Origin of the sequence: Burkholderia sp. AU18528 (genome assembly GCF_002223215.2) — a bacterium.
GTDB classification, from domain to species: Bacteria; Pseudomonadota; Gammaproteobacteria; order Burkholderiales; family Burkholderiaceae; genus Burkholderia; species Burkholderia semiarida.
Map to the genome: position 1 here is coordinate 483283 of NZ_NKFC02000006.1, position 12712 is coordinate 495994.

9 protein-coding genes are annotated in these 12712 nt (G+C 65.1%); 6 read left to right on the forward strand and 3 right to left on the reverse strand.

The features are described from left to right. Window position 1: 1 nt before the first annotated feature. From CFB52_RS18960 to tssJ, 6 genes are all read left to right on the forward strand, one after another. Window positions 2–1303: a hypothetical protein gene (locus tag CFB52_RS18960; RefSeq protein ID WP_257220516.1), complete on the forward strand. Its 1302-nt coding sequence runs from the start codon at window positions 2–4 to the stop codon at window positions 1301–1303. Then, the gene (locus tag CFB52_RS18965; RefSeq protein WP_180278230.1) at window positions 1281–5069 is read left to right on the forward strand and encodes an ImcF-related family protein; all 3789 of its coding nucleotides are present in this window, start codon (window positions 1281–1283) and stop codon (window positions 5067–5069) included. Before CFB52_RS18960 ends, CFB52_RS18965 begins: the two co-directional genes overlap by 23 nt. An 8-nt stretch (window positions 5070–5077) precedes the next feature. Continuing rightward, window positions 5078–6661, forward strand: a complete 1584-nt coding sequence (gene tssA, locus CFB52_RS18970) for a type VI secretion system protein TssA (protein WP_099317188.1) — start codon at window positions 5078–5080, stop codon at window positions 6659–6661. A 10-nt stretch (window positions 6662–6671) separates the two neighbouring features. Continuing rightward, window positions 6672–8486, forward strand: coding sequence for a type VI secretion system baseplate subunit TssF (gene tssF / locus CFB52_RS18975; protein ID WP_059573736.1), 1815 nt, complete (start codon window positions 6672–6674; stop codon window positions 8484–8486). 65 nt (window positions 8487–8551) lie between these two features. Continuing rightward, window positions 8552–9607 (forward strand): type VI secretion system baseplate subunit TssG, encoded by a 1056-nt coding sequence (tssG, locus tag CFB52_RS18980; RefSeq protein ID WP_257220649.1) that lies wholly within the window; start codon window positions 8552–8554, stop codon window positions 9605–9607. A 13-nt stretch (window positions 9608–9620) separates the two neighbouring features. Next, on the forward strand, window positions 9621–10139 hold the full coding sequence (gene tssJ / locus CFB52_RS18985; protein WP_099317189.1) for a type VI secretion system lipoprotein TssJ: 519 nt from the start codon (window positions 9621–9623) through the stop codon (window positions 10137–10139). Between the two features lie 106 nt (window positions 10140–10245). Here the strand turns inward: tssJ and catC are convergent, their stop codons facing one another. The 3 genes from catC to CFB52_RS19000 are packed head-to-tail and all read right to left on the reverse strand — an operon-like array spanning window position 10246 to window position 12647. Then, window positions 10246–10536, reverse strand: coding sequence for a muconolactone Delta-isomerase (catC, locus tag CFB52_RS18990; protein ID WP_059573738.1), 291 nt, complete (start codon window positions 10534–10536; stop codon window positions 10246–10248). A 43-nt stretch (window positions 10537–10579) separates the two neighbouring features. Then, entirely contained in the window at window positions 10580–11482 is a 903-nt protein-coding gene (catA, locus tag CFB52_RS18995) for a catechol 1,2-dioxygenase (RefSeq protein WP_060311418.1), read from the reverse strand. A gap of 31 nt (window positions 11483–11513) precedes the next feature. Continuing rightward, a complete protein-coding gene (locus CFB52_RS19000) occupies window positions 11514–12647 on the reverse strand; it encodes a muconate/chloromuconate family cycloisomerase (RefSeq protein WP_099317190.1) in 1134 nt (377 codons plus the stop codon). Window positions 12648–12712: the final 65 nt, after the last annotated feature.

Below are 12712 nucleotides of genomic sequence, written 5' to 3' on the forward strand. Positions count from 1 at the left end.
AATGGCGCTGGATTTCTCGTCCCTTCCGCCGGAGAAGCCGGTTCCCGATAAATCCCCGTCGCGGACTCTCTGGGCTGCGACGTTCATCGCGCTGACCGCGGTCGGCGCATTAGCCGTGCTGATGCTCTGGCCGGCGGATGAGCCGACTCACACGCCGTGGTTCTGGATCTGCGTGTCCATATACCCGACGGGTTTTTCCGCCTTCGTCGTGTCCCGGCGCTATCGGGCATACGAACTCGAACGCGCGAAAGTCCAGGCCTGGAACGATGCAAGCAGGAAGTACAACGCGCAGGCCTTTGCGCGAGAGAGCGTGCCGATGATTGTGCTGGCAGCGGCTGCACGCGTAACCGCTGACGATACGGAAAACGGTATCGATCCGATTGTCGATGGAACGATGACGTTGCATGCCAGAGCCTCCGAGCAGGAAGCAAACGAATCGGTTTCGGCGAGATGGTTCGACCCGATCGAAGCGCGCCTCGCCGCAGACGATGCGCAACGTCACGATGAGGTTCTCGAATGGCTGTACGAGCGGCTGCTGAACGATCTGAAGGAAACCTTGAACGCGCTTCCTGCGGATCTGCCGTTGCGCGTATTGCTCGATATTTCCGGCTATGTCGGCGCGTCCGACGTGATCGAACCATGGCGAAAGGAATGGAGGCGTCACGAGTTGCGCTTCGCGAGAATGGAGCGTGCGCCCGAATCGCTAGATTTGATGACGATCGATTCCTGGCTCGACGGTCGGACCGGCCCATTGCATCAGCACGCGGTGTTACTCGTATCCGTGGCGCTCAGCAAAGTAATCGACGAGCCGCCGGCACCCGATTCAGCCGAGGCTGGGGTCGGATTGTTGCTGGTTTCGAAGGCGCTTGCGTCGCGCTTCGAATTGCAGCCGATCGCCGCGTTCCACCGGCCCCGGCGAGCAGGCAACGACGACCCCGGCCATGCGCTGACGTACGGGCTCCGTTGGGGCGACGCCGCGCCGGACGAAGTCGGTACGTTGTGGATGAGCGGATTCGACAGCCAGGCGGCCGGTTCGTTACGCATGGCGTTAAGCGCGGGTAGACCGGAAGGGAGGAGCGACGAAGCGGTACCGGAGTTTGAACTCGATCGAATCGTCGGCAACACGGGCGCCTCGGCAGCATGGCTTGCTGCGGCTTGCGCGACATACCTGGCCGGTCAATCGCAAAAGCCACAACTGGTCGCACAGCGCGACGAAGGCCACATGTTCGTTGCTGTCGTGACGAACATGGATAACGCATCAACAACACACGCACTTCCGCATGAACCGGATATTCAAACTTGACCTGTTCGGGTCCTTTGTTTTTGTCGTCATTCCCGGACTGATCGCCTGGAAGCGACCGCACTGGATCGGACTATCCGATACGGATCGAGGATTGGCGGTTGTCATTTTCTGCGCCGTATTCGTCGCACTCCTGTTGATCTTCAGCTTCAGTGATTCGTCTCGGCCGGCCAACGCCTGGCGTGCCGTGAAGAAATGGGTCAATGATCACGCTCGTTACGCGCCCGCTTCGTCGGGAAGTGGTCCAACGGCCGATGCCGCCACTCGGGCGGAGTCGCTCGCGCAAGCCCAGAAGGAGAGGTACGGCTGGCGATGGCGCTATCGCGATCGTTGGGTCCTTGTCGCCGGCGACTATCCGCTCGTTCGACGTCTCGCGCCTGGATTGGCAGATACCGGCTACGCGATTCTCGGCAATATGGTCGTGCTGTATGCGCGGCAAATTGATGACAAACTCGACACGGAATGGCTCGATCGGATTCGTCGACTGCGCCGTCGCCGTCCTGTAGACGCGATCGTGGCCATTACCCGTCACCGAAGTTCCAGCGATGCATCGTTTGACGGGGATGCACTCGCTGCGCGGCTTGCTCGCCACACACGCGCGTTGCGCTGGGCTGCACCCACCTATCTCCTGGACGTGACGGATTTCGGGAGCGAAGGGGCCAATCCGGACGAAGCGATCGGCTTCACATGGGCCAACCCACGCTTGAATGCGGCATTGATTGACGAGTCGCTGGGAAATCTCGTAGCCAACCTTTCCGACGCCGGTGTCGTGCGTCTTGCTGTGAATTCCGATGATCGGTACCCGGCCGAACTGGCGCAGCATGTTTCGAGGCTGCGCGCAGGATTATCCGACCTGCTGCGTCGGACCGCCGAATCCACCGTTTCGAGGCACACGATTCACGGGCTATTGTTTGCGCCTCTGTTCAAGGAGAGGGCGCCCCTGTCTCAGGATTTCGATTCGCCAGCCGACGATTCGAATGATCTTGCTGCGCCGCTCAATCCTCAACACCGCACCATCTGGCAAACCGTCGCCGACCACAGCCGCAAGGTACACGGCCGCCGCATCGGTTTTTCGCTATCGACCACGGCGGCATGGGTGGCGACCGCGCTGATCGGTTGCTGGCTCGTCGGCACGCTGCTGTCCGGCTTCGCCAACCGCGCGACGATCGGGAGCGCCACGAATACGGTTGCGAAGCTCACCGGAACGCTGAACCCGACGCAATCGCTGCAAACGCTCACCGACCTCGATCGCCAGATCGACACGCTCGAAATCCGTCAGCGCACCGGCGCGCCGTTGATTGCCCGTTTCGGCCTGAATCGCGACGAAGCGTTGCTCGACGCCCTTTGGCCGCACTACGCCGATGCCGCGAACCGTATCCTCATCGGCCCGATCCGCCGGAAGCTCGAGGCAAGACTGCATCAACTCGCGTCGCTGTCCGACGCGGAAATCGCGAGCGGCGGCGAAGCCCAGGTGCAGGCCGCTTACGACACGCTCAAGACGTACCTGATGCTTGCCAGGCCCGAGCGGGCCGTGGCCGCGTTCCTGGCGCCGCAACTCGTCGCGACGTCCGCGCCCGAACGCCCGGCCGGTTCGCAACTGTCGCGCGGCAAATGGGAAGATATGCGTCAGCACGCGATCACGTTCCTCGCCAATCACATCGGGCACGGAGCCGGAGCGGACCGCACCGCGCCGGCGATCGTCCCGGACGGCGCGCTGATCGCGTCCACCCGCCAGACGATTGTCGGCGTGCGCGGCATTCAGAACTCGGGAGATGCGATCTACCAGCAGATCGTCGACGAAGCGACACCGAAATACCCGCCGCTATCACTCGCGACATTGCTCGGCGACGCGGCGTCGCAATCCTCTGCCGGTGGTGCAACGAGCCGGGGCCTGTTCGGCACGACCGCCACGGTACCCGGCGTATTCACGCGTGCAGCATGGGAAGAGCGCATCTCGAAGGCAATCGACGAAGCCGGCGAACAACGCGATGTGGCGAGCGACTGGGTACTCTCCGACACCAAGGTTGCCAATGCATCTCCGTCGACATTGAAGGCCGAACTGCGTCAGCGCTATTTCGACGATTACGCGCGGGCATGGGGGCTATTCCTCAACAGTCTGCGTTGGCAACCCGCACCTACGCTATCAGCCACGGCCGATCAACTCACGCTACTGGGCGACCCGCAGCGCTCGCCGCTCGTCGCGCTGATGAATGCGGTCGTCTATCAGGCGGGAACGGGCGCCAACGCACAGTCGCTGTCCGACACGCTGATCAGCAAGGCGCAGCAACTGGTCGGCGCCGACGAGAAAGATCCGTCGAAGCAGGCGACGCCACCACTTGCGCCGCTCGCGGCCGCGTTCGGACCGATCTTGCGTCTGACCGGCAGCGATCTCGTTTCGGTGGCGCGATCCGGCGGCAAGGGCGTCAGCCCGCCCGCAGCAACCGGCGACCTGAGTCTGGCGCGCTACCTGGAGCGGATCACCGCGATGCGCCTGAAAACGGCTCAGATCGTCTCCAGTCCGGATCCGGACGCGATTGCGCGTCTGGCCGCGCAGTCCGTGCTGCAGGGCAAGACGTCCGATATCGCCGACAGTCGCGATTACGCGAGCCGCGTCGCTGCAAGCCTCGGCGAACAATGGTCCGGATTCGGTGCATTGTTCCGTGCGCCGTTCGATCAGTCTTGGCAAGTCATCGTGCAGCCGGCCGCCGCAAGCCTGAACGAAATCTGGCGTACCGCGATTCTTGCCGACTGGAACAGGACGTTCGGCGGCCGTTATCCGTTCGCGGATTCCGACAACGATGCGTCGCTGCCCGAGATGGCGCGCTTCATGCGTCCGGACAGCGGCGTGGTCGCGCAGTTCGTGACGTCGCAACTGGCCGGTGTCGTCGAACGGCATGGCGATCGGTGGGTGGCCTCGCAGGGCGCGGACTCCGGCGCATTGACGATCGATCCGGCTTTCCTGAACGGGCTGAACAAGCTCGCGCGCACGGCGACGGTGCTGTTCCCGTCCGGCGATGCACGGGTGCGCTACGAGCTGAGAGCGGAGCCGACACCGGGCATCACCGACATGCGATTCGTGCTGTCCGGCCGCGAACTGCATTACTTCAACCAGAAGCAGGAATGGACGCCGTTCGAGTGGCCGGGGCAGTCGCTTGAAAATCTGTCGCACATCGAATGGCAGACGGAGCAGGGCGGCTTGCGCACCGCGCTCGATTCGCAGGGGCGCTTCGGTCTCATCCGGCTGCTGGAGCGCGCGAAGGTCGCGCAGCAGGACAACGCGCGCTATCTGCTGACCTGGACGCCGGATACGAGCCAGGGTATGCCGCTCAGGGTGCAATTGCGCAGCGAAGCCGGCGCCGGTCCGATCGACGTGCTCCAGTTGCGTCATTTCGCGTTGCCGGCACGCGTGTTCGTGACGGCGGCCGCGAACGCAGGGGCGCGCGGTTCGGCGAGCGGTCCGCCGCCGTTGCCGACGTCGGCGATCGAGGCCGAGAAGCATGCGGCCGTGCCGCTGCCGTCGGGGCTTCCGGGCAGAAGCCCGTTGCCGGATGAAGCGAGGTGGGCGGCGTCGGAGAAGGTATCCGGCCGGAATGCCGATCGCGAACCGGCTCGAGCGTCGGCACGAACGACCACGGCCGTCCCGACGACACGAACGACGCCGCCGAAGCCCTCGATCTCGCCCGTGGTGACGACGTCGGCGCTTTCGGATCCACCCGCCAGCCCGTTCCGGCACGCCCTCACGCTGCTGGGCGACGCATTCGTTTTTTGAGACCAGCGATGACGCTAGCCCATTTTGTGAAGACCCTTGTAGGCGGACCGCGCGTCGATTCGCTCCAGCGGGCGCGGACGGATACCTGGGCCGCATGGATCGCACCGATACCGGGCGAGCATGCGTGCGGGCGCGATCCCGGCTACGAAGAAGCGTTCTTCGAAATGAAGGACGAAGCCGGCAAGCTGTCGGGAATCGACGACGGGTTGATCGTCCGCGCGTGCGAACACCTGCTGAAGGAGACGGGAAAGGATTTGCGCGTGGCCGGCTACTACGCGTTCGCGCGCCTGCGGCAGGACGGCCCGGCCGGTTTCGCCGACGGGCTCGAACTGGCCGCCGCGCTCGTCGACCGGTTCGGCGAGGCGCTGTTGCCCGCCCGCCACGAAGCGAGGAAAGCCGCGCTGGACATGCTCGCCACCGCGCGTGTGATCGACGCGCTGGACCGCCACGGCGATTTCGCGCCGGCCGATCTCGAGCGTGCGCTTGCCGCACTCGGCGTGCTCGTGACGTGCACGCAGGCGTGGCCCGACGCCGCCCGTCCGAATTTGCAGCCGCTCGTGTCGCGCTTCGATAAAAAGGAAGCACCGGCGCACGGGGCCGATTCCGGCACGGCAGTGCCGCCGGCCAGTGCGCCGGGCAAAATTTCAGCCGGCTCGATCGCGTCGACGCGCGACTTGCTCGATCAGGCACGTGCGATGTCGACGTGGCTGCGGGATCAGGAAAACGGCTACCTGCCTTCGGTACGCGTCGCGCGAAGCATTCGTTGGGACACGCTGCACGACGTGCCGCCGGCGGATGCCGCGTCGCATACGCGTCTGGCGCCCCCACGCGCGGAGTTGCGCCAGCAGATGAAGCGCCTCGTGCTGCAGAAGCACTGGCACGAGTTGCTGGAGCGGGTCGAAGGCGCATTCATGGAGGGCGCGAATCACCTGTGGTTCGATCTGCAGTACTTCCAGCATGTGGCGCTCGATCACGTCGGTACGCCGTACGGCGCGTGGCGAGCATTGCTGCGCGCCGATTTCGCGCTATTCCTCGAACGCTTGCCCGGCATCGAACGGCTGGCGTTCAGCGACGGCACGCCCTTCGCCGACGACACGACACTCGAATGGATTGCCCGGCACGCGGTCGTGCGCGACCTGGAGGCGGGAGAGGCCGTTGCGCCGCTGCCGGTCTCCGCGGATAGCGAAAGCGACTCAACCGGCGACTGGCCGGAGATCGAAGCCCAGGCCCGCGAACTGGTGGGGCGTGAGGGTATCGAGGCGGCGTTCGCGTGGCTCGAAGCGCTGCCCGGCATGAAAACCGATCGACATCGCTACTTGCAGCGGCTCGTGATGGCCCGGTTGGCCGACCACGTCGGCCGTCACGATGCAGCGCTCGCGCTCCTGGTCGAACTCGACGCCACGTCCCGCTCGCTGCCACTGATGCGCTGGGAGCCGGCGCTGACGTTCGAGGTCAAGCAACAACTGGTCAACGCATTGAAAGCGACGAGCAGCCGCAAGGATGCCGACAAGCCTGCGCTCGCGCGCCGGATCGGCGAACTGCATGCGGAACTCACGGTACTCGATCCCGCGCGCGCATTGACTCTTTCGTAATGGATTTTTCATGGACAACGACGATCCCATCCTGCGCTACTACGAAGCGGAAATGCGTTACTTGCGCGAGTCCGGCAAGGAATTCGCGAAGGCGCACCCCGATCGGGCGCGCCTGCTCAATCTGGACCGCGTCGGCGATCGCGATCCGTACGTCGAGCGCCTTTTCGAGGGCTTCGCGTTCCTGACGGGCCGGCTACGGCAGAAACTCGACGACGAATTGCCGGAGTTGACCGAAGGGCTCGTCAGCCTGTTGTGGCCGCACTATCTGCGGATGATTCCTTCGCTGTCGATCGTCGAGCTGACGCCGTTCGCGGAGACGCTTCAGAAAACGATCGTCGTGCCTGCCGGCGTGCCGGTGCGTTCCGCGCCGATCAACGTGCCGTCTGCGAGCGGCGCGGAAGGCGTGGCGCCGCGGACGGTGCAATGTCTGTATCGGACGACGCAGGCCGTTGCGCTGCAGCCGGTCTCGATCACGCATGCCGGGCCGGCCGTGCGTCACGACGGCCGTTCGGTGATCCGCCTGCGCTTCGCGTTGCACGGCTCGGCGCTGCGCAAGGAGACGGATCTGTCGCGGCTGCGGCTGCACCTGAACGCCGATCTGCCGACCGCATTCGCGATGCATCTTGCGTTGACGCGCCAGGTCGATGCGATTCACTGGCGCGTTCCGGAAATACGCGACGGAGAAGCCGTGCCGCTGCCGGGCGTCACGATCGAGCCGGCCGGCTTTTCGACGGAAGAACGGCTGTGGCCCAAAGCCGATGCGGCATTCTCCGGATATCAGCTGCTGCTCGAATACTTCACGTTCCGCGAGAAGTTTCTGTTCGTCGATCTGTGCGGGCTGGACATCTCCACGCTTCCGGAAACATCGACCCGCTTCGAGCTGGAGATGGTCCTCAAGGACGCCTATCCGTCGGACCAGCGCTTCAACGCGGAAAACGTGCGGCTGTTCTGCTCGCCGGTGATCAACCTGTTCGAACTCGATGCCGAGCCGATCGAGATCGATCATCACGAAACCGAATATCGCGTGGTGCCGGCCGGCCATCAGGGCGAGCATGTCGAGACGTATTCGGTCGATGCAGTCGCGACGTTCGATCACGATACGGCCGAGCGATACGAATACGTGCCGTTCGCGACGTTCCGGCACCGCGGCGGCATGCTGCGGCACGAGGCGCCGGAGCGCTATTTCCACACGCGCGTGCGTTCGGGCGTATCGGGGTTGCACGAAATGTGGGTGATCCTCGGCGGGCACGCGTGGGAGTCGATGGACACGCTGCCCGAGGAAAGCCTGTCGCTGCGCGTGACGGGGACGAACGGGCTGCTGCCGCGCAAGGGGCTGCGCGAGGCGAGCCTCGACGAGCTGGCGGCCAGCACGCCGAACGTCGGGGGTGTGCGCAATCTCGTCGCGCCGACGTTGCCGCTGTATCCGCCGACCGAAGACCGCTTCCAGTGGCGCGTGCTGTCGCATCTCGCGCCGAATTTCCTGTCGATGATGAACGCGGAGGTATTGCGCGGCGCGTTGGCGCTGTACGACTGGACGAACGAGGAGCTGAACCGGCGGCGGCTCGCCGGCATCCTGCATGTGTCGCAGGACATGCTGGAAGAAGTATCGGGCGGCGCGGTGGAACGCGGTGTGCTGATCGAGATCACGCTCGATTCGCACGCGTTCTCCGGCGAAGGCGACGTGATGCTGTTCGGCGAGCTGCTGCATCGGTTCTTCGGCGCGTATGCGGAGATCAATCTGTTCACGAAGCTGGCGATCGTCAGCCTGCCGTCCCGGTCGCGGACGGAGTGGCCGCGCAGCAAGGCTCGGCGGGCGCCGCTATGACGGCTTCGATCGATCGGACGGTGGCCGAAGCTGCCGCGTCGAAGGGGGTGCCGACGGTTGTCGGGATGCTGTTCCAGCGAGCGCCGAAGATGACGTTCATGCAGTTCTGTCGGCTGCTGGAGGCGTGTACGCCCGAACGCGCCGGATTCGGTACGCGCGATACGCCGGAGCACGAGCCGGTGCGGTTCCGGCCGCGTCCGCGGTTGGGGTTTCCGGCGGGCGAGATGGCCGCGGTCGAATTCGACGACGAGCACCCCGAGGCACCGCCGACCGTGCGCACGACGTTCATGGGGCTTTACGGCGTCGATGCGGCGATGCCGTCGCACATGATCGACGAGATCGTACTGCGGGAGGAAGGGCATGAGGCGGTCGAGGCGTTTCTCGATCCGTTCAACCACCGGGTGGCGACGCTGCTGTATCGCGCATGGAAGAAATATCGTTATCCGGAGCGTTTCCAGGTCGGCGGAGTCGACGATTATTCGCGCAGCCTGTTGTGTCTCGCCGGATTCGGATGGGGCGACAAGCCCTTGCGTGCGGGTTTGCCGGATTCCCGGATGCTTGCCCTGCTGGGGCTGCTGATCCAGCGGACACGCACGTCGGAAGGGCTGGCCGGCGTGGTGGCGCTCGCCGCGCCGGGAGCCGATGTTCGGGTGGACGAATTCTGGGCGGTGACGACGAGTAGCGGTCGGCCAAAGCCGTTGACGTCGGCGAAGCCGGATGCGGACGCGCTGTCGGACGGGAAGCGCGGCGGGCTCGGCGGCGGTTACGTGCTCGGCAGGCGTCTCGCGTATCGCAGCCGCGCGGTGCGCGTGACATTGCGGCCGGTCGACGAACGGCAGGCTCAGGACCTGTTGCCCGGTGCGTGGCTGCATCGAGAGGTGATGGCATTCATCCAGCTGTATGTCGGCGTCAAGGCCGATGTGCATTTGCGGATGGAAGTGTCGTCAAGGTTCGTTCCGCATCCGACCGTCGGCGTCGAACATGCCGGCCCGGCGCCGCGTCTCGGCTGGACGACGGTGCTGCCGTCGGTCGATGAACGCATGATCGTCATCGCGCTTGGCGTGTACGAGGCGTTCCCCGTACCGCAACCCAACCCGCATCTCGTGCCGCGCACGATCTGATTCCGGAGTTCCCATGTTTTATCGAATGAGTGCGGCTACCGCCGTCGCCGTCTTGCTACTGTCAGGTTGCGGTGCCTGGCAGTCCGTGTCGGACGCGTCGTCGAATGCGTATCGCGCCGTGTTGTTCAAGCAGGTGAAGGTGCTTGACGTCGATCTGGTCGCCCGTGCCGAACTGAACCCCGACGACGCAGGGCGGCCGACGTCGGTTGCCGTTCGCGTCTACCAGTTGAAGAACCGCAAGATGTTCGACGGAGCATCGTACGACGATCTGTTGAAGAACGACCGGACGGTGCTTGCTCAGGATCTGCAGGCCGATATGTCGGCCGTCGTGAACCCCGGAGCTTCGTCGAGCTTGTCTCAACCGATGCAACGCGAGACGGAGTATGTGGCGATCGTCGCGTTGTATCGCGTCCCGGACGCAGCCGGCGGCTGGAAGCGCGTCATCGAGAAAAGGAAGCTCGATCCGGACAAGCCGCTACGCGTCGGTTTGACGTCGACCGGATTGCAGATGGCGGGGGATAGGCCGAAGTGATCGCACTGCTGTCGGGGGCGCGAAAGAGACCGCGCTGACGCAGGCGACTTGAACTGAAAATGCGGCCCATGCGCCGGCTGCCCGGCGATGATGGGCCGCAAGGGTATCACCGATCGTCGTCCCGTACCGAAGACGGATGCCGGCACAGCGCCCGCACGTCCATCTCCATGTACGGAAACAGCGGCAACTGGCTCAGCACGTCGTGCAGTTGCTGCACGCTCTCGACGTCGAAAATGCTGACGTTCGCATACTGCCCTGCGATGCGCCACAGATGGCGCCAGACGCCTTCGTTCATCAGCCGCTGGCACATCGCCTTTTCCTCGGCCTTCAGCGTGGCCGCCTTGACCGGGTCCATGTCCGCCGGCAGGCGAACGGTCATTTCCACATGAAACAGCATCCTGCACTCCTTGCGTTGTCGATTCGTCGAACGGGAAGGGCGCTCACGCCTGCGCGCGGGCCCGCTCGACTTCGCTGCCCGGCACGTCCTGCTTTTCCTTGACCAGCGAGAAGTCGAAGTCGATCAGCGCGAACTGCCCGTCGACGCCGTACGGCTTGCCTTCCGCGCCCTCGGCCTGCCTGACCGGCGGGATCAGCCCGTCGCGCGTCGCGAACGCGAAGTCGTCCCACAGATGCGGATCGCCATCGATGTTGATCTGCGTCGTCAGCTTACGATAACCGTCCGCGGAAACGAAGAAGTGAATGTGCGCCGGACGATGGCCGTGGCGGCCGAGCTGGTCGAGCAGTTGCTCGGTCTTGCTGCCCGGCGGCACGCTGTAGCCGACCGGCAGCACGCTGCGGAAGCTGTAGCGGCCTTCGGCATCGGTGCGGATCGAGCGGCGCAGGTTGAACGCGGGCTGCGACGGGTCGAAGTACGAGTAATTGCCCAGATGGTTCGCATGCCACACCTCGACCAGCGCGTTCGCGAGCGGTGCGCCATGCTCACCGAGCACCTGGCCGCGCATGATCAGCGTCTGGCCCGGATCGGTGCCGTCGTCGAGGCGCGCATGGCCGACCGATTCCGGCGCGCCGGCGACATACAGCGGGCCTTCGATCGTGCGCGGCGTGCCGCCCTGGATGCCGGCCTTTTCCTCGGCTTCGTCCATCCGCACGTCGAGGAAGCGCTCGAGGCCAAGGCCCGCGGCGATCAGCCCGAATTCGCGGCCGGCTTCGTTCAGGAAGTTGAGCGCCGTCCAGAATTCGCTCGGCTGCACGTCGAAGTCCTCGATCGTGTAGCAGATGTCCTTCACGATCCGGTTGACGATCGCGCGCACGCGCGGGTTGCCGGGCTTCTCGGCCGCGTCGTCGAAGGTCTTCAGCAGGGCGTCGATGGCTTGCTTGTTCATCTGTGTCTCCGGTTTCGGTTGTCGTGTGGGGTCAGCGGGCGCCGCGTCGCATCCGTTCGATGCGGGCCCAGTCGAAGGTGATGCCGAGGCCGGGCGCGGCCGGCAGATGCAGCTTGAAATCCTGGTAGCGCAGCGGCTCGACGAGAATCTCCTCGGTGAGCAGCAGCGGGCCGAACAGTTCGGTGCCCCATTTCAGCGAGTCGAACGTGCTGAACAACTGGGCGGACGCCATCGTGCCGGCCGCGCCTTCGAGCATCGTGCCGCCGTACAGCTCGATGCCGGCGGCCGCGGCGATCGACGCGACGCTCGCCGCGCCCTGCAGGCCGCCCGATTGCGCGATCTTCACCGCGAACACGTCGGCCGCGCGATCCTGCGCGAGCGCGAACGCATCGACGGGACCGTGCAGCGCCTCGTCGGCCATGATCGGCACCTGCGCGAGCTGCGTGAGGCGTTTCAGCCCCGCGCGATTGGTCGCGGCGATCGGCTGCTCGACGAGGCTCACGCCAGCGTCGGCGAGCCGCGCGCCGGCCCAGATCGCATCGGTTTCGCTCCAGGCCTGGTTCACGTCGACGCGCACGTCGCCGCGCTCGCCGAGCGCGCGCTTGATCGCGACGACGTGCGCCACGTCGTCGGCGACCGCGTTCGAGCCGATCTTCAGCTTGAACGCGCGATGGCGGCGTGCGTCGAGCATCGCTTCGGCTTCCGCGATGTCACGTTGGGTATCACCGCTCGCGAGCGTCCACGCGACATCGACCGCATCGGTCCGGCGCCCGCCAAACAGCTCGGACAGCGGCACGCCCAGGCGCCGCGCCTGCGCGTCGAACAGCGCGGTCTCGAGCGCGCACTTCGCGAAGCGGTTGCCCTGGAACAGCTTGCGCGCACGCGCCATCGCGACGCCCGGACGCGTCGCGTCCATGCCCTGCAGCAGCGGCGCGAAGTAGGTATCGATATTGACCTTGATGCTTTCGGGGCTCTCTTCACCGTAGGCGAGACCGCCGATGGTGGTCGCCTCGCCAACGCCTTCAATACCGTCCGTGCATCGAATTCGGACCAGCACGAGCGTCTGGCAATTCATCGTCGCGACCGACAATTTGTGGGGTCGGATCGTCGGCACGTCGACCAGCAGCGTCTCGATGCGTTCGATAGTGGCGGCAGTTGCTATCATGCGATTCCTCCTGTTGGTGCACATGGTAGGAATTCCCGCCCCGCGTCGTCCAACACTCTTTCCGA

Excerpts from the sequence above, each read along its gene's own strand:
- CFB52_RS18960 (WP_257220516.1), top strand. The coding sequence starts at position 2 with ATGGCGCTGGATTTCTCGTCCCTTCCGCCGGAGAAGCCGGTTCCCGAT.
- CFB52_RS18965 (WP_180278230.1), top strand. The coding sequence starts at position 1,281 with ATGAACCGGATATTCAAACTTGACCTGTTCGGGTCCTTTGTTTTTGTC.
- tssA (WP_099317188.1), top strand. The coding sequence starts at position 5,078 with ATGACGCTAGCCCATTTTGTGAAGACCCTTGTAGGCGGACCGCGCGTC.
- tssF (WP_059573736.1), top strand. The coding sequence starts at position 6,672 with ATGGACAACGACGATCCCATCCTGCGCTACTACGAAGCGGAAATGCGT.
- tssG (WP_257220649.1), top strand. The coding sequence starts at position 8,552 with ATGCTGTTCCAGCGAGCGCCGAAGATGACGTTCATGCAGTTCTGTCGG.
- tssJ (WP_099317189.1), top strand. The coding sequence starts at position 9,621 with ATGTTTTATCGAATGAGTGCGGCTACCGCCGTCGCCGTCTTGCTACTG.
- catC (WP_059573738.1), bottom strand. The coding sequence starts at position 10,536 with ATGCTGTTTCATGTGGAAATGACCGTTCGCCTGCCGGCGGACATGGAC.
- catA (WP_060311418.1), bottom strand. The coding sequence starts at position 11,482 with ATGAACAAGCAAGCCATCGACGCCCTGCTGAAGACCTTCGACGACGCG.
- CFB52_RS19000 (WP_099317190.1), bottom strand. The coding sequence starts at position 12,647 with ATGATAGCAACTGCCGCCACTATCGAACGCATCGAGACGCTGCTGGTC.